The sequence below is a fragment of the Streptomyces sp. NBC_00525 genome, from assembly GCF_036346595.1.
In the GTDB taxonomy this organism is placed as follows: domain Bacteria; phylum Actinomycetota; class Actinomycetes; order Streptomycetales; family Streptomycetaceae; genus Streptomyces.
In genome coordinates, this window is the sequence record NZ_CP107834.1 from 3,534,322 (window position 1) to 3,553,106 (window position 18,785).

Sequence of the window (18,785 nt, forward strand, 5' to 3'; positions counted from 1 at the left end):
CGTTCGCTACGCGCGTTGGCCGAAATCGGCTCGTTAATCTGGCCCCGCCTCGGGCGTCCTGCCCGGGGAAGGTTTTTCGTTCGCAAACGAAGAGCCCCGGAGAGTTGAGCGGCAAGGGGGATGGGCACGCCATGGGCAGAGGCGAAGTGTCACGCAGGCGGATGATCGGGCTGGCCGGAGCCGGGCTGCTGGCGCTGGGCGCCGGGACCGCGGCCTGCGGTCCGGTGGAGGAGCCGATCGAGGGCGGCGGTTCGGAGCCGGGCGGGGGCTCGGGCTCGAAGAAGCCGGGCGGCGGCGCCGCGCCGGGCGGAAAGCCCGAGCCGGCCTGGCAGCACGCCACCACCTTCGACGGACTGGCCTGGATAGCCGGGGTCGCCGTGGTGGACGACGTGGTCCTCGTCTCCGGCGACCCGCTGGTGGCCCGCGACCTGGCCACCGGCAAGGAGATCTGGTCCCGCGCGGAGGTGACCACCCCCGGCGCGAGCATGCTGATCGCTGACGGCACCCTCTACCTGGCCAGCGCCCGCTACGACGGCAACGTCATCGGGCTCGACCCCAGGACCGGCCGGGACACCTGGCGCAGCCGGCTGGGCGACAAGGAGTACGCGCAGCCGCGGGTCATCGCGGCGGACGCCGACCACGTCTACGTCATCGCGGGAATCCTGGACAAGAACTTCCGGACCCCGGACAACGTGATCGCCGCCATCGCCACCGGTTCCGGCAAGGTCGTCTGGCGCGAGCAGCGCGACCACGGCACCGACCAGTACGGCATCACCGCGCAGGCCGTCGGCAAGCGCCTCGTCTACACCGACTTCCGCGAGAACCTCACGGTCCGGGACACCGCGACCGGCCACCAGGTGTGGACGAAGAAGGTCGGCCGCACCAGCAACCGGGGCTTCGCGGTCCACGACGGCCTGGTCGTCGTGGCGATCGGCGAGCGGCTGCGCGCCTTCGACCTGGAGACGGGCGCGGAGCGCTGGTCCTTCGCGACGGAGAAGTACAGCCGGTTCAACGACCCGGCCGTGCTGGACGGCGTGCTGTACGTCTCCGACACCGCCCACGGCCTGTGGGCGGCCGACCCGGCGACCGGAAAGCGCCACTGGCACAACAAGGGAAGCCTGGACGTGGCCGCCCCCTGGCAGTTCGCCAAGGTGGGCGACGTCCTCTACGGGGCGACCCAGTTCGACAAGAACGGCGGCGTCCACGCCTTCGACCCGGCGAACGGCAAGGTGCTGTGGACGTACAACGACGGCTCCGGCGACATCGACCGCTGGTATCTGGCGGCAGGCGGCAGGACCGTGGTCGGGCTGCACGCGAAGAAGGTGACCGCGCTGCCCGTGGGGTAGCGCCCGGCACCGGGTCGAAGGTCCCGAAACGGACGGCCTTCGGTCCCACCGCCGGTGACAAGGCGCACAGGCCGTTCAGGGCCTACTAGCCGCCATAGGAGAAACGGGCCCGATTCGTCGGGGGGCTTGCCGCCCTCCGGCGAACGGGCCCTTGGCATATCGGGCGACCGGCATCAAAGAGGGTGATTCCGGTTACGCGGCCGGTGAATTCCCCCGGTGATCGCTACGGCTTTTGTTCGTAGATGGGGTGTTTGAGCACCGGCGGGGGTGCGGGTTACCAAGGTATGGCCAGCCCGGCGCACCGCCGGGTCCAGTCATCTCCGGAGGATTTCCGCTTATGTCGAAGCGCGTTACGTTCCAGCCCCGCCGCCGCCCGTCCGTGTCCCGTGTCCGTGGCGCCGTGGTGGCAGCCGGCCTGGGGACGTCGATGGTTCTCGGTGCGGGCGCTGCGTTCGCGGCCGGCCATGCGGACGCCCCCCAGGCCCCGGTCCTGGCCGGCTCGGTCACCGCCGACTCGGTCGCCAAGCAGGCGGCCGCGCAGGGCAAGGCCGCCGAGCACACCGCCGCCAAGAAGGCGGAGGAGGCCAAGAAGAAGGCCGCGGCCGCGAAGAAGAAGGCCGCCGCCAAGAAGAAGGCAGCCGCGAAGCTTCCCTGGAAGTCGCCGGTCACGCACTACGAGCTGAGCGCGAGCTACGGCAACGACGGCAGCCGCTGGGCGCACAAGCACTCCGGCCAGGACTTCGCCGTGCCGATCGGCACCAAGGTCGGCGCCGCCCACGGCGGCACCGTCGTCAAGGCCGGCCCGAACGGCGGCGGCGACGGCCCGGCGTACGGCAACGCCGTCGTGATCTCGCACGGCAACGGCACGTACTCCCAGTACGCGCACCTGTCCAAGATCGACGTGCACATCGGCCAGCACGTGAAGAAGGGCCAGAAGATCGCCCTGTCCGGCAACACCGGCAACTCCAGCGGCCCGCACCTGCACTTCGAGATCCGGACCACCCCGAACTACGGTTCGGCGGTCAACCCGGTCAACTTCCTGCACAAGCACGGCATCACGGTCTGATCCGGCCGTGGCCCCGCCCCCTCCGCTACTGGGGGGCCTCCGGGTCATGGGCCCGGACCACCAGTTCGACGGCGACCTCGAGAGCGGCCTTCCGCTTCTCCTCGGGGTCGCCTTCGGCGTCCTGGAGGGCGAGCATCCCGGCGTGCATCGTGAAGAGCGCGCTGAAGCACCGCACCTGGTCGGTGAGGGGCGCGCCCGGGTCCTTGATCAGGTCGACCAGCCCCAGGACCCGGTGCTTGATGGTCTCGCCGATGCTCAGGTCCCGTACCGTCGCCTGGTTCTCCTGCATGAAGCGGAAGAGCGGGGCCGCCTCGGCCAGCGCCTCGCTGTAGCGGCGCAGGATCTCCTTCTTCGTCTCCAGGGTGCGCGGCTGCCGCTCGCCCCAGGCAAGCAGCTCCTCCACCGGCCGGTTCAGGTCCTCGAAGATGCTGACGAGGATGTCTTCCTTCGTCTTGAAGTGGTAGTAGAGCGCCGCCTTGGTGACGTCCAGCTGTTCGGCGATCTCCCGGAGCGAGGTCTTCTCGTAGCCCTGCTCGGCGAAGAGCTCCAGGGCGACGTCCTGAATGCGCTGGCGCGTGTTGCCCCGGCGCGGCTGCGGCGTGCTGCCCATGGTGCTCTCCCAAAACTTACTTGACGCCCGGCTAGTTACGGGTCTACCTTCCCTCAGTGTAATAACTAGCCGGGCGGCAAGTAAGGGTTCGGCGAGCGGGATGAATCGGGGAGCTGGGGACGATGGCGGATCTCATCAAGACCAAGGACGAGAAGAAGGACGGCCCACCGGCCGGCCCGGCGGAACCCCAGGGTCCGCCGCAGCGCAGCGTCCGGGTGGTGATCCTCGCCCTGATGATCGCCATGCTGCTGGCGATGCTGGACAACCTGATCGTCGGCACCGCGATGCCGACCATCGTCGGTGACCTCGGCGGCCTGGAACACCTCTCCTGGGTCGTCACCTCCTACACCCTGGCCACCGCCGCCTCCACCCCCATCTGGGGCAAGCTCGGCGACATGTACGGACGCAAGGGCATCTTCCTCACGTCCATCGTGATCTTCCTGATCGGCTCGGTGCTCAGCGGCATGGCCCAGGACATGGGCCAGCTCATCGGCTTCCGGGCCGTCCAGGGACTCGGCGCCGGCGGCCTGATGGTCGGCGTCATGGCGATCATCGGCGACCTCGTGCCGCCCCGCGAGCGCGGCAAGTACCAGGGCATGATGGCCGGCGTGATGGCCATCGCCATGATCGGCGGACCGCTCGTCGGCGGCACCCTTACCGACCACCTCGGCTGGCGCTGGAGCTTCTACATCAACCTGCCGCTGGGCGCCGTCGCCCTCGTCATGATCACCACGGTGCTCCACCTGCCCGCGCGCGAGCGCACCACCCGCAAGGTCGACTACCTGGGCGCCGCGCTGCTCACCGTGGGCATCACCGCCATCGTGCTCGTCACCACCTGGGGCGGTTCCGAGTACGACTGGGACTCCGCGGTCATCATGGAGCTGATCGGGATCGGCGTCGCCGCGCTGGCCGGCTTCCTCTTCGTCGAGACCAGGGCCGACGAACCGATCATCCCGCTCCACATCTTCCGCAACCGCAACTTCACGCTCATGTCCGTGGTCGGCTTCATGGCCGGGTTCGTGATGTTCGGCGCGGTGCTCTTCCTGCCGCTCTACCAGCAGTCCGTCCAGGGCGCGTCCGCGACCAACTCCGGGCTGCTGCTCCTGCCGATGCTGCTCGCGATGATGCTCGTCTCGCTCGTCGCGGGCCGGGTCACCACCAGCACCGGCCGGTACAAGGTCTTCCCCATCGTGGGCTCGATCCTCATGGTCGCCGGCCTGTTCCTCCTCGCGCGGATGGACACCGGCACGACCCGGCTGACCTCCGGCATCTACATGGCGGTGCTCGGCGCCGGCATGGGCTTCCTGATGCAGATCACCATGCTCGTCGCGCAGAACAGCGTCGAGATGAAGGACATGGGCGTCGCCTCGTCCTCCACCACCCTCTTCCGTACGCTCGGCAGCTCGTTCGGCGTCGCCATCATGGGCGCGCTGTTCACCGGCCGGGTCCAGGACGAGATGGCCTCCCGAGGCGGCGGCGCGGCCACCGCGCACTCCGCCCAGCTGGACGCCGCCGGTCTCGCCAAGCTGCCCGCACAGGCCCGCGAGGCGTACGAGTTCGCCGTGGCGTCCGGCACCCACATCGCGTTCACGGTCGCCGCGTCGGTCGGCCTGATCGCGGTCGTCGCCTCCCTGTTCGTCAAGGAGGTCCCGCTGCGCGGCGCCGGCCCCGAGGCGAAGGCCGCCCCGGCGGTCGCGGAGATCTGAGCCCCCCGTACGCCAACGCCAACGGCCGTACGCCGACACCAAGGGCCCCCGGAGCATCCGTCCGGGGGCCCTCGCCCGTCTCAGCCGCCGCGCTTCGCCCGCGTACCGTCCTCCGCCTCCGGGACCCGCTGCTCCGCGAACTGCAGCATCGGATAGCTGCCCGTGTCCGTGGGCGCGTGCTCGGGCAGCCACAGCACCGCGACCGCCCCGCCCTCGCCCGCCGCCGCACCCTCCGGCGCCGCGTTGCGGAAGGTCAGCCGGGCCCCCAGCACCCGCGCCTGCCCGGCCGCGATCGTCAGCCCGAGCCCGTGGCCGTGACCCGCCCGGTCGGTCGCCCCGGTACGGAACCGGCTCGGCCCCTCCCGCAGCAGCGCCGCCGGGAAACCGGGCCCGTGGTCGCGGACCCGGACCACCCGGCCCTCGACCGTGACCTCCACCGGGGTCGAGCCATGCTTGGCGGCGTTGCCCAGCAGATTGCCCAGGATGCGTTCGAGGCGGCGCGGATCGGTGTTCACCCACGACTCGTGCACCACCCGCACCCGCACCTGCGGGTCCAGCAGCGCCACCCGGCGGGCGACGAACTCGCCCAGCGCTATCTCCTGGAGCTCGGCCCGCTCCGACGCGCTGTCCAGCCGGGCCACCTCCAGCACATCCTCGACCAGCGTGCGCATCGCCTGCGCCCGGTCCCGCACCAGCTCGGTCGGCCGGCCCGGCGGCAGCAGCTCCGCCGCCGTCAGCAGCCCGGTCACCGGGGTCCGCAGCTCGTGCGCGATGTCCGCCGTGACCCGGCGCTCCGCCTCGATCCGCTCGTTCAGCGCGTCGGTCAGCGCGTCCACCGCACCGGCCAGCTCATCGGTCTCGTCGCGGACGACCCCGCCGACCGCGTCCCTGACCCGGACGTCCGTATGGCCCTGGGCCACCCTTCCGGCGGCGGCCGCGGCCTTCCGCAGCCGGCGCGAGAGCTGGCCGCCGATCAGCACGCCCAGCGCCGAACCGCCCAGGACCACCGAGACCGAACCGATCAGCAGCGCCCGGTCCAGGTCGCCCATGATCGTGACCGAGCGGTCCGCGAACCGGGTGTGCAGCGACAGCACGTTCCCGTTGCCCACCGGCACCGCCGCCCAGACGTCGGGCACCTTGCCGGAGTCGTCCACATGCGTGGCTCGGCGGTTGCGCCGGGTCTCCTCGCGCAGGCTCTGCGGCATCGTCGGGTCGTTCAGCTTCGCCCCGAACCGGGGATCGGCCTTCTTCGCGCCCCGCGACTCGTAGAGCAGCTGCGCGTACGTCAGCCGCTCCAGCTGCACCTCGCGGGCGTTCTCCAGCATCGAGACCCGGGCCGCGTTGTGCACCACCAGGCTGAGCGCGACCGCGATCAGCGCCCCGACCGCCGCGATCGCGATGCTGATCTTCCAGCGGACCCCGGTCCGCAGGGAGGGCCGCCTCATGCGCGGAGCTTGTAGCCGAAACCGCGGACCGTCTCGATGCGGTCCTGGCCGATCTTCGTGCGCAGCCGCTGCACATGGACGTCCACCACCCGGGTGTCCCCGCCCCAGCCGTAGTCCCACACCCGCTCGAGGAGCTTGTCGCGGGAGAGCACGGTGCCGGGCGCCGAGGAGAATTCGAGGAGCAGCCGCATCTCGGTGGGGGTCAGCGCCACATGCGTACCGCCCCTGCGCACCTCCATGCCCTCGGTGTCGACCTCCAGGTCCCCGAAGACCAGCACCCCGCCCTCCGGCGCGGGCTCCGGCCGGCCGGAGCCGGACGCGTCGCCCGAGGCATGGCCGAAGCGGCGCAGCACGGCCCTGATCCGGGCCACCAGGACGGCCCCGTCGAACGGCTTGGTGACGTAGTCGTCGGCGCCGGCCTCCAGGCCGAGGACCACGTCGATGGAGTCGGCCCGCGCCGACAGCATGATCACGGGAACCGTCGACTCGTCCCGGATGCGGCGGCACAGGCTCACCCCGTCCAGGCCGGGGACCATCACGTCGAGCAGGGCGATGTCGGGCCGGTCGGCCCGGAACGCCTCCAGCCCGGTCAGCCCGTCCGGCACCGCGGTGACGGCGAAGCCGACCCGTTCCAGGGCGAGCTGGGTGGCCTCGCGGATCACGTCGTCGTCCTCGACGAACAGCACATGGGTCTCGGCCATCGCAGAGCTCTCAGTTCCTCGGCGGTTCCGTGGGCTCGGGGAGGGCCTCGTCGCCCGTGCCCACGGCTCGGTTGAAGTCGTTCAGCACCCGGTCCTCCTCGCCGAACCGGCCGCTCGCCCAGTGGTACGTGATCACTTCCTCGCCCGAGGGGTAGGCGACCTGGTCCTTCTTCTCGTACATCTGGATCGTCACCACCAGGTCTCCGCGGTCGATGGTGCCGTAGACGGCGGGCTGCTCGACCGAAAACACGTTCTGGTACGTGCCGTCGGCGCGCGGCCGGTAGACGTAGGTGCCGACCCCGATGGAGTCGCCGCAGGTCATCACGTTCACCACGACGTCCGCGGCCGGGCCGCCGGTGAGCTTTCCGTACGAGGTGTCCACCGGGTACTCGTCCCCGCTGCACGGCTTCAGGTCCATCCGGACCCGGCCGCTCACCTTCGGGTCCGCCTTGAGCAGCGCGACCGCGTCCACCCGGGGCGCGGGCCTGGCCGTGGACGCGGCCGTCGTACTGGGGGTGACCCGGGCGACCGGGTCGGTGCCCGCCGGGCCCTCGTCCCGCGTACCCGTGCCGCCGGTGGAGCAGCTGACGGCGAACAGCCCGAAGACGGCGAGCCCGGCCAGTGCCGCACTGCTCGCCGCCCAGCGGGTCAGCGAGCGCGTCGGCCCGCCGCCGGTCGTTCCCCCGCCCGTTCTGCCGGTGATCCTGCCGTCGTCACCGCTGCCTGTCAGGCCGCGCACCGCTCCCGCCCCCGCTCCTCGGCGAGCCGGGTCTCCCGGCTCGCCGCTTCCCTGTTCTCCAGTTCCTGGCGCAGCCGCGCCAGAGCACGGTGCAGCGTGCTCTTCACCGTACCGGCGGACATGCCGAGCGCCGCCGCCGTCTCCTCCGTGCTCATCTGCTCCCAGTGTCGCAGCACGACGACACTGCGCTGCTTGGGCGCCAGCACGCCGAGGATGTCCATCAGCAGGGCACGGTCGGCGCGCTGCTCGGTGCCGTCCTCGATGCTCGCGTCGGGGAGCTGCTCGGTGGGGACCTCGTCGAGCTTGCGGGCCCGCCACCACTCGGTGCGCGTGTTGATCATGACGCGGCGCAGGTAGGCGTCGGCCAGCGACTTGTCCTCGATCCGGTCCCAGCGGCCGTAGGTGCGGGCCAGCGCGGTCTGGAGGAGGTCCTGGGCGTCCACCGGGTCCGGGACGAGCCGGCGCGCACTGCGCAGCAGCGCCTCCTGCCGGGTCCGTACGTACTCCTCGAAGCCGAGCACCTCGCCCTGCGCCATCACAACCGCCTCCATCCCCGATAACCCCGTAGTACCGCTCGTCGTCCTGCGTGTTCCGCTGCCGGTCCGCTGGTCATTCGGACCGACGTCGGTGACGCTACGGAGCTGTTGTCACGAGGCTGTGCGGAGCAGCCGTAGGCGGACGCACGGCTGTCCATCGGTTGTGTAACAGCGCGGGAGGGGGCACCCGGACGAGGGACCGCCGCGGACCCGCGCCCCGACGCGGATACGGGCCCGCCCGCCCCGTCATGATCGCGGGGCGGGCGGGCCCGTTCCAGGGCTGTTACGAAGCCGGGCGGGCCCGGTCGCCGGGCTGTGACGAACCCGGGCGCGCCGGGCCCGTCACGGCGGGGTGCGTCAGGTCAGCGGAAGCCGGTAGCGGCCTCCGGCCAGCGGCTCGACGAGCCCGTCGGCGACCAGCCCGTCCAGGGCGCGGGCGCGCTGCACCGGCTCCTCCCACACCGCGTCGAGCGCGGCCTGGGGGACCGGGCCGACCGAGTCCCGCAGGACGGCGAGGAGCCGGCCGCGCACCTGGCGGTCCGTGCCGGCGTACGTCTGGCCCCGGCGCGGCGGCCCCTGGTGCGCGGGCTTCCCGGCGAGCCGCCAGGCGCACCGGTCGGCGATCGGGCAGCGCGAGCAGTCCTCGTTCTTCGCGGTGCAGACGAGGGCGCCCAGCTCCATCGTGGCCGCCGCCCACCGCGCCGCCCGCTCGTCCTCCTCGGGCAGCAGCTGGCGGGCGAGCCTGCGCTCGGCGGCGGTGGTCGCGTTCGGCGGGTACTGGATGCCGGTGGCGGCCCGCGCGAAGACACGGCGGACGTTGGTGTCGAGGACGGCGTGGCGCTGCCGGTACGCGAACGAGGCCACGGCCGCCGCCGTGTACTCGCCGATGCCGGGCAGGGCGAGCAGCTGGGCGTGCTCGCTGGGTACGTCGCCGCCGTGCCGTTCCGTTATCGCCTGGGCGGCCCCGTGCAGCCGCAGGGCGCGGCGCGGGTAGCCGAGCCGGCCCCAGGCGCGGACCGCCTCGCCGGGCGGTTCGGCGGCCAGGTCGGCGGGGCGCGGCCAGCGGGCCAGCCACTGCTCGTACACGGGCAGGACGCGGTTGACGGGGGTCTGCTGCAGCATGAACTCGCTCACCATCACACCCCAGGCGCCCGCCTCGGGGCGGCGCCAGGGAAGATCGCGGGCGTGCTGGTCGAACCACCCGATGACGGGGGCGTGGAGGGAGGCGGGGGTCGTCTGGGTCGCAGTCGTGGCAGTCATCGCACCTTCGATCCTGACACGGCGTTCCGGTATGTGGCTTCACGCCCCGCGTGCCGTTGCGGCAACTGGCCGATGGCCCTTTTTTCGGGGCCCTCGCGTCGCCGACTCTGAGTAAACGATTCATCACGGACGATCACATCGGGTCCCTCCGATGCCCGAACTGGCCCTCGCGGGATGATGATCCGCAAATCTTGGGGCCTCGGGCGGCGGTTGGGGCGGGAGTTGGTCCGGATCTCTCGTACAGTTTGGGCGTGGGATCTCTGCGCAATCCGATCGGTCCGCTCCCTTCCAGCATCTACTGGCGACGGAGGGCGGTCGCGGCGGCCCTGGTCGTCCTGGTCGCGCTGTTGGTCGCATGGGCCGTCACCTCCGGTGGCGGCAAGGGGAAACCCCGGGACGACGCCAAGGCACCCGCCTCCGGCCCGGCCCACTCGATCACCCCCGGACCCTCCCGTTCCGGCCCGGCGATCACCGAGCGGCCGGGCGGCGACGGCGGATCGGACGGCTCCGGCTCCACCGGCGGTGACACGCGCGGCAGTTCGGGCGGCGGCTCCGCCGGTACGGACGGCGGCTCCGGCGCGAACGGCACCAACGGCGGTACCCAGGGCGGCGGTTCGGGCTCCGCCACCGGCTCCGGTTCGGGCACCGGCAGCGGCGTCTCGGCGGCGCGTCCGGTACCGGCCGGCTCCTCGCTCCCCGACTGCGCGCCGGGCTCGATCCGGCTGAGCCTCAAGACCGAACTCAGCTACGCGCCCGACGAGAAGCCGAAGTTCCGGCTGTACGCCACGAACACCTCGTCCACCGCCTGCAAGGCCGACTTCGGCCCGAAGAACGCGGTGCTCACCGTCACCGAGGCCGGCGGGGACGACGAAGAGGTCTGGTCGTCCGAGGACTGCCCGCGCAAGGCCGCCGCCGTGCTCCTGGAGGTGCCGGCCGCGACGACCGTCGTGCACACCGTGGAGTGGGACCGCGCCAAGAGCGCCCCCAAGTGCGCGACGCCGCCGGCGGGGAAGGCCGGGCCCGGCACGTACCTCGTGGAGGTCAAGGCACCGGGCGAGCCGGTGGAACGCGCGTCGTTCGTCCTCGCGAAGGACTGAGCGCGGGCCGGAGCCGGTCCGCCGGCCCGGACCTCGCGGGCCCCCGCGGCCCCGCGTGGGCCCGGTCCGCGCCGGCCCCGCGTGGGCCCCCGGCCCTACACGTACCGTTCGAGGATCGACGACTCCGCCAGCCGGGACAGGCCCTCGCGCACACTGCGCGCCCGCGCCTCGCCGACCCCGTCCACCGTCTGGAGGTCGTCCACGCTCGCCGCGAGCAGCTTCTGCAGACCGCCGAAGTGCTCCACGAGCCGGTCGATGATCGCGCCGGGCAGCCGGGGCACCTTCGCCAGCAGCCGGAACCCGCGCGGCGAGACCGCCGAGTCCAGCGTCTCCGGCGAGCCGCTGTAGCCCAGCGCCCGCGCCACGACCGCGAGTTCGAGCAGCTCCGTGTGGCTCAGCGAGTCCAGCTCGGTCAGCGCCTCCGCCACCGTGCGCGAACGCTTCGCGGTCGGCTCCGGCACGTAGTCGCGCACGACCAGCTCGCGCTCCGGCTCCACGCCGGCGATCAGCTCGTCCAGCTGGAGCGAAAGGAGCCGGCCGTCGGTGCCCAGCTCCACCACGTACTCCGCGATCTCCGTCGCGATCCGCCGGACCATCTCCAGGCGCTGGGCGACCGCCGTCACGTCCCGGACGGTCACCAGGTCCTCGATCTCCAGCGCGGAGAGCGTCCCGGCGACCTCGTCGAGCCGCAGCTTGTACCGCTCCAGCGTGGCCAGGGCCTGGTTGGCGCGGGACAGGATCGCCGCCGACTCCTCCAGGACCCGGCGCTCCCCGTTCACGTACAGCGCGATCAGACGCATCGACTGGGAGACCGAGACCACCGGGAAGTTGCACTGCTTGGAGACCCGGTCCGCCGTGCGGTGCCGGGTGCCGGTCTCCTCGGTGGGGATCGACGCGTCCGGGACCAGCTGCACACCGGCCCGCAGGATCTTCGTCATGTCCTTGTCGAGGATCAGCGCCCCGTCCAGCTTGGCCAGCTCGCGCAGCCGGGTCGCGGTGAACTCCACGTCCAGCACGAAACCGCCCGTGCACATCGACTCGACGGTCTTGTCCATGCCGAGCACGATCAGCCCGCCGGTGTTGCCGCGGAGAATGCGCTCCAGGCCGTCCCGCAGGGCCATTCCGGGCGCGACGGCGCTCAACGAGGCGCGCATCAGCGCTTCGTTGCCCGTGGTTTGGCCGGACTTTCCGGGCGATGCTGCCCGGTCGCTGGCTGCCACTGCACTCCTCCGGTCACAGGTTTGGGGTGCCCTGGGGGCCTGTCGCACGGAGCAGGCCGAATCCAATCGAAGGACCCGGGGAGTGTCCGAGGCATCCCCCCGGTCCCACGTGCCGTTCGTACGGACGGGCGAGACCAGGGCAAAGTCTACCGGCGTACGCCGTCCTCCTGCGGGGCCTGTGCGCGGGAGCGGCGCGGGAGCGCCCTGAGCGCGTCGCCCATGTCGGCCACCTCCGTCACCCGCATCCCGGCCGGGACCTTGCCCGGATCGGTCGGGACCAGCGCGTGCGTGAAGCCCAGGCGGTGCGCCTCGGCGAGCCGGCGCTGCACCCCCGTGACCCGTCTGACCTCGCCCGCGAGCCCCACCTCACCGATCGCGACCAGGTTCTTCGGCAGCGGTGTGTCGCTCGCCGCGCTCGCCAGCGCCAGCGCGATGGCCAGGTCCGCGGCCGGCTCGGAGAGCTTCACCCCGCCCACCGTCGCGCTGTAGATGTCCCGCTTGCCCAGCGAACTGATCCGGCCCCGCTGCTCCAGGACCGCGAGCATCATCGACACCCGCGAGGTCTCCAGGCCCGACGTGGTGCGCCGGGGGGAGGGGATCTGGGAGTCCACCGTCAGCGCCTGCACCTCCGCGACCAGGGGCCGCTTGCCCTCCAGCGTCACGGTCAGGCAGGTACCCGGCACCGGCTCGTCGCGCCGGGTCAGGAACAGGCCGGACGGATCGGCGAGGCCCGTGATGCCCTCGTCGTGCAGCTCGAAGCAGCCGACCTCGTCCGTCGCCCCGTACCGGTTCTTGACGCCGCGCACCAGGCGCAGCCGGGCATGGCGGTCGCCCTCGAACGACAGCACCACGTCCACCAGATGCTCCAGGAGCCGGGGCCCGGCGATGGCGCCCTCCTTGGTGACATGGCCGACGAGCAGCGTGGACATCCCGCGCTCCTTGGAGGCCCGGATCAGCGCCCCCGCCACCTCGCGGACCTGCGCCATCCCGCCCGGCGCGCCCTCGATCTCCGGCGAGGCCACGGTCTGCACCGAGTCCAGGATCAGCAGCGACGGCTTCACCGCGTCGAGATGGGCGAGCACCGCCGACAGATCCGTCTCCGCCGCGAGATAGAGATGGTCGCTGATCGCCCGGATGCGGTCGGCCCGCATCCGGACCTGCGAGGCCGACTCCTCACCGGTCACGTACAGCGTCCGGTGCTCGTCGCTCGCCGCCTTCGCCGCCACGTCCAGCAGCAGCGTGGACTTCCCGACGCCCGGCTCGCCCGCGAGCAGCACCACGGCACCCGGCACCAGACCGCCGCCGAGCACCCGGTCCAGCTCGCCCACGCCGGTCGGCCGGGCGGTGGCCTGCCGGCTGTCCACCTGGCCGATGGGCAGCGCGGCGGAGGAGACCCGGCCCGCCGCCGTCGTCCGCACGGCGGGGGCACCGCCGAACTCCTCGACCGTCCCCCAGGCATGGCACTCGGGGCAGCGGCCGAGCCACTTCGCGGTGGTCCAGCCGCATTCGGTGCAACGGTAGGACGGCCGGTCCTTCGCGGATTTCGTACGGGCAGCCATGGCGCCCACCGTAGCGGTGAGGACTGACAACGCCGCCGCCGAAGCCCGCCCGACATCACGCGAAACCTTCACCCGTAAGGGTTAAATGTCCGCAAGAAGTACCGGGGGAGCGCGCCACCTGCCTACGGTCGCAAGGGTGACGAGCAGCAGGCTGGAGACGCCCACGAACACCCCCGGCGCACCCCGGGACCCGCAGCGCGCGCCCCGCTCCTCGCCCCGGCAGCCGCCCGCCCGCTACGAACCCCACCTCGACGGCCTGTTCACGTACTGCCTCTCCGTCCTCTGCGACCACGACGCCGCGACCGAGGCCCTGGGCCACGTCCTGGCCCTCGCCGAACGCCAGACCGGCCGCTGCCCGGAGGACGAGGAGGAACGTAAAACCTGGCTGTACGCCCTGGCCCGGTGGATGTGCCTGCGCCGGCTCGCCGAGCGGAAGCAGGGCCGCCGCGCCCACCGCCGCACCGACCCCCGCCTCCGCCCCGACACCGCCCACCGCCCGGACGCCCACCCCCGCCCCGACGCCTCCCGCCCGGACGCCTCCCGCCCGGACGCCTCCCGCCCCGACGCCTCCCGCCCCGACGCCTCCCGCCCGGACGCCTCCCGCCCCCACCGCACCCCCGCCGCCGAGGCGCACGCGCGGGAGCTGGCCCGGCTGGCCTGGCCCGAGGCGGCCGGCACCACCCCGGAGCAGCGCGAAGCGCTCGAACTGGCCGTACGGCACGGGCTGCCCCCGCGCGCGGTCGCCGCCGTCCTCGGCCTCGACGCGGCGACCACCCGCGAACTGCTGGCCGGCGCCGCCTGCGAGGTCGAGCGCACCCGGGCCGCCCTGGCCGTCGTCGAGACCGGCAACTGCCCCGCGGCCGGCCGGCTCACCGGCGACCGCCGCGCCCTGCTCTCCGCCACCCTCCGCCGCGAACTCGTCCGGCACGTGGACGACTGCCCGCGCTGCCGCCGCGCCGCCGAGCGCGCCGGAGCCGCCTCGCCCTGGCCCGGAAAAGCGGTGACCCCGACCGCCGCCGCGCTGCCGGTCGTGGAGGCGCCGCGCCCCTCCGCGTACGTGGCCATGCTGCACGCGCAGAAACGTCAGAAGAATCGGTCCGCCACCCCGCGCTTCGACCGCAGCGGCTTCCCCATGGACCCCAAGGACCACGCCGCCCGCCGCGACCGGCTGCGCTCACGGGTGATGACGACGACGGTCGTCGCCACCGTCGTCGCCGCCCCCGTCATCGCCCTCTGGTCCGCCTACCGGGGCGCGCCGCTCACCGGCGAGGGCCGCGACGGCACCCCGGTCAGCGCCGCCGACGACGACAACGGCGCCGAGACCACCCCGGCCCCCTACGAGAACACCGGCAACGCCCGCCCCGGCAGCCGCTCCACCGGCCGCGACCCGCTCCCCGAGGTGTCCGCCGAGGTCGTCAGCGCGGGCGCCGCAGCCTCCCGCGACCCCGCGGGCCGCGGCGCGGACCGGCTCACCGTCGAGACCCGCACCTCCGGCTCCACCACCCTGATCACGCTCACCGCGTCCGAGGCCGGACCGGTCTCCTGGTCCGCCGCCACCGACCGGTCCTGGGTGCGCCTGAGCCGGACCTCCGGACGGCTCCCCGCGGGCGCCAGCACCACCCTGCGCGCCGTCGTGGACCACGCGCGGGAGCCCGGCGGCCCCTGGACCGCCCATCTCACCCTCGCGCCCACCGGCGCCGTCGTCGCCCTCCACGGCTACGGGGCCAAGGCGCACCTCCCCGGCGTCACCCCGCGTCCGGCCCGGCCGCACGGCAACCCGCACCCGCCGGTCCCGGCCGACCCGACCACGCCCACCCCCCGGCCCACGGAGCCCACGCCCGAGCCCACCGACCCGACGCCCACCCCGAGCGACCCCGGCCCGAGCCCCACCCCGGACCCGGCCGGCTCGTCCGAACCGCCCGCCCCGCCCAAGGGCCCGAGCACCCCGCCGCGGGCGGACTGACCGCGCCGGACGGGGCCGCGTACTACGCCGGGTCCGCCGGGTGCGGGGCCACCATCGGCAGCTGCGAGGCGAGCCGCCGCTCGCACAGCGCGGCCAGCGTGTCGTACGCCTCCCGGCCCATCAGCTCGATCAGCTCCGGCCGGTACGACACGTACACCGGCTCGCCGCCCCCGTGCGCCGAGACCGCCGACGTGCACCACCAGTGAAGATCGTGGCCGCCCGGACCCCAGCCCCGGCGGTCGTACTCACCGATCGACACCTGGAGCACCCGCGTGTCGTCCGGCCGGTCGATCCACTCGTACGTCCGCCGCACCGGCAGCTGCCAGCACACGTCCGGCTTCGTCTCCAGCGGCTCGCGGCCCTCCCGCAGCGCCAGGATGTGCAGCGAACAGCCCGCGCCCGCCGGGAAGCCCGGCCGGTTCTGGAAGATGCACGAGCCCTGCCAGCGGCGCGTCTGGCGGTCTCCGTCCTCGTCGGTCTGGGTCCAGCCCGTCTCCGTACCCACGTCGTGGAACTGCCACAGCTCCGGAGTGAGACGCGCCACATGCCCGGCGACCCGCTTCTCGTCGTCCTCGTCCGAGAAATGGGCGCCCAGCGTGCAGCAGCCGTCGTCCGCGCGGCCCGCCTGGATGCCCTGGCAGCCGCTGCCGAAGACGCACGTCCACCGGGACGTCAGCCAGGTCAGATCGCAGCGGAAGACCTGTTCGTCGTCGGCCGGATCGGGGAACTCCACCCAGGCGCGCGGGAAGTCGAGCCCCTGCTCGTCGGAAGGATCGGGCTCCGCCGCCACCGGCGTGTGCATCTCCACCTTCTCCACGTGCTTGATGTCCTGCGCGCTGTCCTGCTTCTTCGTGGCTTTGCCCGGCTTCGCCTTTTTCGTCTTTGGCACGGGGCCAGGGTATGTCCGACCGGTTCCGGTCCGACCGGCGCGCCGCCCGCAGTAGCGTTTCCTCCATGAGACTCGGAGTCCTCGACGTGGGGTCGAACACGGTCCACCTGCTGGTGGTCGACGCGCACCCCGGCGCCCGCCCGCTGCCCGCCCACTCGCACAAGGAGGAGCTGCGCCTGGCCGAACTCCTCGACGGGGACGGCGCGATAGGCCCGCTCGGCGTGAACCGGCTGGTCAGGACGATCGCCGGCGCGCTCGACGCCGCCGAGGACAAGGGCTGCGAGGACGTCCTCGCCTTCGCCACCTCCGCCGTCCGCGACGCGACCAACGCCGACGAGGTCATCCAGCGGGTGCGGGACGAGACGGGCGTCCGCCTCACCGTCGTCAGCGGTACGGAGGAGGCCCGGCTCACCTTCCTCGCCGCCCGCCGCTGGTACGGCTGGTCGGCGGGCAGGCTGCTGGTCCTGGACATCGGCGGCGGCTCGCTGGAGATCGCGTACGGCCTGGACGAGGAACCGGCCGCCGCCGTCTCGCTGCCCCTGGGGGCCGGGCGCCTCACCGCGGGCTGGCTGCCCGGCGACCCGCCCGACCCGGCGCAGGTCAAGGCGCTGCGCCGGCACGTACGGGCGCGCATCGCCCGCAGCGTCGCCGAGTTCACCCGGCTCGGCCGCCCGGACCACGTCGTGGCCACCTCCAAGACGTTCAAGCAGCTCGCCAGGATCGCGGGCGGGGCCCGTTCCGGCGACGGCCAGGACGTGCCGCGCACCCTCGGCCGCAAGGCGCTGGAGGAGTGGGTGCCCAAGCTGGCCGTGATGACCGCCGAGGAGCGCGGCACGCTGCCCGGCGTCTCCGAGGGCCGCGCCGCCCAGCTCCTGGCCGGGGCGCTGGTCGCCGAGGGCGCGATGGACCTGCTCGACGTGGAGGAGCTGGAGATCTGCCCGTGGGCGCTGCGCGAGGGAGTGATCCTGCGCCGCCTGGACCACCTGCCGCCGCAGTCCGGGGAGGGCGCCGGGGAGCTGCCTCCGCAGGGCGCCGGTGGCCCGTCTCCGGAGGGCGTCGGCGCGTCCGGCTGACGGCGGGCCCGGCGGCAGGTGCGGCCCTTGTCACTTTCCGCTCGCACTCCTTCGGCGCGGCGCGGCACTGCCCGTACGCTGTTCAGCGTGGCAGAACCAGCGGTGCGCGTCCCGGATGCGAAGGTCGCCCTGTCGACGGCCTCGGTCTATCCGGAGTCGACGGCTACGGCCTTCGAGATCGCCGCGCGCCTCGGTTACGACGGTGTCGAGGTCATGGTGTGGACCGACCCGGTCAGCCAGGACATCGAGGCGCTGCGCCGGCTCTCCGACTACCACCAGGTGCCGATACTCGCGGTGCACGCGCCCTGTCTGCTGATCACCCAGCGGGTCTGGTCCACCGATCCCTGGGTCAAGCTCCAGCGGGCCCGCGCCGCCGCCGAGAAGCTCGGCGCCACCACGGTCGTCGTGCACCCGCCGTTCCGGTGGCAGCGCAACTACGCCCGCGACTTCGTCACCGGGATCTGGCGGATGGCGGACGAGACGGACGTCCGGTTCGCCGTCGAGAACATGTACCCGTGGCGCTACCGGGACCGCGAGATGCTCGCGTACGCCCCCGACTGGGACGTCACCAACGACGACTACCGGCACTTCACGGTGGACCTGTCGCACACCGCGACCGCCCGCACGGACGGGCTGGCGATGGTCGACCGGATGGGGGACCGGCTGGCCCACGTCCACCTCGCGGACGGCAAGGGCTCCAACAAGGACGAGCACCTGGTGCCCGGCCGCGGCGACCAGCCCTGCGCCGAACTGCTGGGGCGGCTGGCCGGTTCCGGCTTCGGCGGACACGTCGTCATCGAGGTCAACACCCGCCGGGCCATGTCCACCGCCGAACGGGAGGCCGACCTCGCCGAGGCGCTGGCCTTCACCCGGCTCCACCTCGCCGCCGCCTCGCCCTCCGAGCGCGCCCCCCGCTCATGACCCCCGACGCACCGGGCCCCAAACGCCGGGGCCGCCCCGCCCGTGCCGCGGCCGACACCGGCCCCGACGCGCGCAGCCGCATCCTGGAGGCCGCCCGCGCCCAGTTCGCCGAGCGCGGGTACGACAAGACCTCGGTCCGGGGCATCGCACGGGCGGCCGACGTCGACCCGGCGCTGGTCCACCACTACTTCGGTACGAAGGACGAGGTCTTCGCCGCCGCGATCGAGCTGTCCTTCGAGCCCGCCCTGCTGGTCCCGGCGGTCCTGGAGGGCGGCTCCGCCGACGTGGGCGAGCGCCTGGCCCGCGCCTTCATCGGCATCTGGGAGAACCCGGCCACCCGCGCGCCCCTGCTCGCCGTGCTCCGCTCCGCCCTCACCCACGAGGCGGCCGCCGCCGTCCTGCGGGGCTTCGTGCTCCGCCGCCTCCTGGACCGGGTCGCGGCGGGCCTGGACATCCCGGACGCGACGTTCCGCGCGGAACTGGCGGCCTCGCACATGGTGGGGATCGCGATACTGAGATACGTACTGAAGGCCGAACCCCTGGCCTCGACGGACCCCGAAGAGATCATCACGATGGTGGCGCCCACCCTTCAGCGCTACCTGACGGCATAACGGCCCCGCCGCGCGGGAACCCCGCCGCGCCGAGCCCGGCCAT

The 18,785-nt window shown here is 73.1% G+C and carries 17 protein-coding genes; 8 read left to right on the plus strand and 9 right to left on the minus strand.

Going from position 1 to position 18,785, the window contains the following annotated elements; translation table 11 throughout:
• Nucleotides 1-131: 131 nt before the first annotated feature.
• Both OG710_RS15545 and OG710_RS15550 read left to right on the plus strand, forming a co-directional pair.
• Complete coding sequence (locus OG710_RS15545; RefSeq protein ID WP_443064262.1) at nucleotides 132-1,346, plus strand: outer membrane protein assembly factor BamB family protein; 1,215 nt, start codon at nucleotides 132-134, stop codon at nucleotides 1,344-1,346.
• A 337-nt stretch (nucleotides 1,347-1,683) separates the two neighbouring features.
• Entirely contained in the window at nucleotides 1,684-2,412 is a 729-nt protein-coding gene (locus OG710_RS15550; RefSeq protein ID WP_330239862.1) for a M23 family metallopeptidase, read from the plus strand.
• A 25-nt stretch (nucleotides 2,413-2,437) separates the two neighbouring features.
• Here the strand turns inward: OG710_RS15550 and OG710_RS15555 are convergent, their stop codons facing one another.
• Nucleotides 2,438-3,022: a TetR/AcrR family transcriptional regulator gene (locus tag OG710_RS15555; RefSeq protein ID WP_330239863.1), complete on the minus strand. Its 585-nt coding sequence runs from the start codon at nucleotides 3,020-3,022 to the stop codon at nucleotides 2,438-2,440.
• A gap of 122 nt (nucleotides 3,023-3,144) precedes the next feature.
• Here OG710_RS15555 and OG710_RS15560 point away from each other — a divergent pair, with 122 nt between their 5' ends.
• Nucleotides 3,145-4,728 (plus strand): MDR family MFS transporter, encoded by a 1,584-nt coding sequence (locus OG710_RS15560; RefSeq protein ID WP_330239864.1) that lies wholly within the window; start codon nucleotides 3,145-3,147, stop codon nucleotides 4,726-4,728.
• Between the two features lie 80 nt (nucleotides 4,729-4,808).
• On the opposite strand, the gene cseC is transcribed toward OG710_RS15560, so the two are convergent.
• The 5 genes from cseC to OG710_RS15585 form a co-directional block, all read right to left on the minus strand.
• On the minus strand, nucleotides 4,809-6,173 hold the full coding sequence (gene cseC / locus OG710_RS15565) for a two-component system sensor histidine kinase CseC (RefSeq protein WP_330239865.1): 1,365 nt from the start codon (nucleotides 6,171-6,173) through the stop codon (nucleotides 4,809-4,811).
• Complete coding sequence (gene cseB, locus OG710_RS15570; RefSeq protein WP_111330128.1) at nucleotides 6,170-6,874, minus strand: two-component system response regulator CseB; 705 nt, start codon at nucleotides 6,872-6,874, stop codon at nucleotides 6,170-6,172. Before cseB ends, cseC begins: the two co-directional genes overlap by 4 nt.
• Nucleotides 6,875-6,884: 10 nt before the next feature.
• The gene (locus OG710_RS15575) at nucleotides 6,885-7,613 is read right to left on the minus strand and encodes a hypothetical protein (protein ID WP_330239866.1); all 729 of its coding nucleotides are present in this window, start codon (nucleotides 7,611-7,613) and stop codon (nucleotides 6,885-6,887) included.
• Nucleotides 7,601-8,149 carry a SigE family RNA polymerase sigma factor gene (locus OG710_RS15580; protein ID WP_111330130.1) on the minus strand — a complete coding sequence of 183 codons (549 nt, stop codon included), beginning with the start codon at nucleotides 8,147-8,149 and terminating at the stop codon, nucleotides 7,601-7,603. Before OG710_RS15580 ends, OG710_RS15575 begins: the two co-directional genes overlap by 13 nt.
• A 357-nt stretch (nucleotides 8,150-8,506) precedes the next feature.
• A complete protein-coding gene (locus OG710_RS15585; protein WP_330239867.1) occupies nucleotides 8,507-9,409 on the minus strand; it encodes an A/G-specific adenine glycosylase in 903 nt (300 codons plus the stop codon).
• Between the two features lie 293 nt (nucleotides 9,410-9,702).
• Here OG710_RS15585 and OG710_RS15590 point away from each other — a divergent pair, with 293 nt between their 5' ends.
• A complete protein-coding gene (locus OG710_RS15590) occupies nucleotides 9,703-10,506 on the plus strand; it encodes a hypothetical protein (RefSeq protein ID WP_330242261.1) in 804 nt (267 codons plus the stop codon).
• A 95-nt stretch (nucleotides 10,507-10,601) separates the two neighbouring features.
• Here OG710_RS15590 and disA read toward each other — a convergent pair whose 3' ends face one another.
• Together disA and radA are read right to left on the minus strand one after the other, a co-directional pair.
• Nucleotides 10,602-11,726 (minus strand): DNA integrity scanning diadenylate cyclase DisA, encoded by a 1,125-nt coding sequence (disA, locus tag OG710_RS15595; protein WP_111330132.1) that lies wholly within the window; start codon nucleotides 11,724-11,726, stop codon nucleotides 10,602-10,604.
• A gap of 146 nt (nucleotides 11,727-11,872) precedes the next feature.
• Nucleotides 11,873-13,285, minus strand: coding sequence for a DNA repair protein RadA (gene radA / locus OG710_RS15600; RefSeq protein ID WP_330239868.1), 1,413 nt, complete (start codon nucleotides 13,283-13,285; stop codon nucleotides 11,873-11,875).
• Between the two features lie 136 nt (nucleotides 13,286-13,421).
• Here radA and OG710_RS15605 point away from each other — a divergent pair, with 136 nt between their 5' ends.
• Nucleotides 13,422-15,248, plus strand: coding sequence for a hypothetical protein (locus tag OG710_RS15605; RefSeq protein WP_330239869.1), 1,827 nt, complete (start codon nucleotides 13,422-13,424; stop codon nucleotides 15,246-15,248).
• A gap of 22 nt (nucleotides 15,249-15,270) precedes the next feature.
• Here OG710_RS15605 and OG710_RS15610 read toward each other — a convergent pair whose 3' ends face one another.
• Nucleotides 15,271-16,137 carry a hypothetical protein gene (locus OG710_RS15610; protein WP_330239870.1) on the minus strand — a complete coding sequence of 289 codons (867 nt, stop codon included), beginning with the start codon at nucleotides 16,135-16,137 and terminating at the stop codon, nucleotides 15,271-15,273.
• 65 nt (nucleotides 16,138-16,202) lie between these two features.
• On the opposite strand from OG710_RS15610, the gene OG710_RS15615 reads away from it, so the two are divergent.
• The 3 genes from OG710_RS15615 (at nucleotide 16,203) to OG710_RS15625 (ending at nucleotide 18,742) form a co-directional block, all read left to right on the plus strand.
• Complete coding sequence (locus OG710_RS15615) at nucleotides 16,203-17,210, plus strand: Ppx/GppA phosphatase family protein (protein WP_330239871.1); 1,008 nt, start codon at nucleotides 16,203-16,205, stop codon at nucleotides 17,208-17,210.
• Between the two features lie 87 nt (nucleotides 17,211-17,297).
• Nucleotides 17,298-18,131, plus strand: a complete 834-nt coding sequence (locus OG710_RS15620) for a sugar phosphate isomerase/epimerase family protein (RefSeq protein ID WP_111330135.1) — start codon at nucleotides 17,298-17,300, stop codon at nucleotides 18,129-18,131.
• Nucleotides 18,128-18,742, plus strand: a complete 615-nt coding sequence (locus OG710_RS15625) for a TetR/AcrR family transcriptional regulator (RefSeq protein WP_111330136.1) — start codon at nucleotides 18,128-18,130, stop codon at nucleotides 18,740-18,742. Before OG710_RS15620 ends, OG710_RS15625 begins: the two co-directional genes overlap by 4 nt.
• Nucleotides 18,743-18,785 lie beyond the last annotated feature (43 nt).

Coding starts and splice junctions, on each gene's coding strand:
- OG710_RS15545 (WP_443064262.1), top strand. CDS start 132: ATGGGCAGAGGCGAAGTGTCACGCAGGCGGATGATCGGGCTGGCCGGA.
- OG710_RS15550 (WP_330239862.1), top strand. CDS start 1,684: ATGTCGAAGCGCGTTACGTTCCAGCCCCGCCGCCGCCCGTCCGTGTCC.
- OG710_RS15555 (WP_330239863.1), bottom strand. CDS start 3,022: ATGGGCAGCACGCCGCAGCCGCGCCGGGGCAACACGCGCCAGCGCATT.
- OG710_RS15560 (WP_330239864.1), top strand. CDS start 3,145: ATGGCGGATCTCATCAAGACCAAGGACGAGAAGAAGGACGGCCCACCG.
- cseC (WP_330239865.1), bottom strand. CDS start 6,173: ATGAGGCGGCCCTCCCTGCGGACCGGGGTCCGCTGGAAGATCAGCATC.
- cseB (WP_111330128.1), bottom strand. CDS start 6,874: ATGGCCGAGACCCATGTGCTGTTCGTCGAGGACGACGACGTGATCCGC.
- OG710_RS15580 (WP_111330130.1), bottom strand. CDS start 8,149: ATGGCGCAGGGCGAGGTGCTCGGCTTCGAGGAGTACGTACGGACCCGG.
- OG710_RS15585 (WP_330239867.1), bottom strand. CDS start 9,409: ATGACTGCCACGACTGCGACCCAGACGACCCCCGCCTCCCTCCACGCC.
- radA (WP_330239868.1), bottom strand. CDS start 13,285: ATGGCTGCCCGTACGAAATCCGCGAAGGACCGGCCGTCCTACCGTTGC.
- OG710_RS15615 (WP_330239871.1), top strand. CDS start 16,203: ATGAGACTCGGAGTCCTCGACGTGGGGTCGAACACGGTCCACCTGCTG.
- OG710_RS15625 (WP_111330136.1), top strand. CDS start 18,128: ATGACCCCCGACGCACCGGGCCCCAAACGCCGGGGCCGCCCCGCCCGT.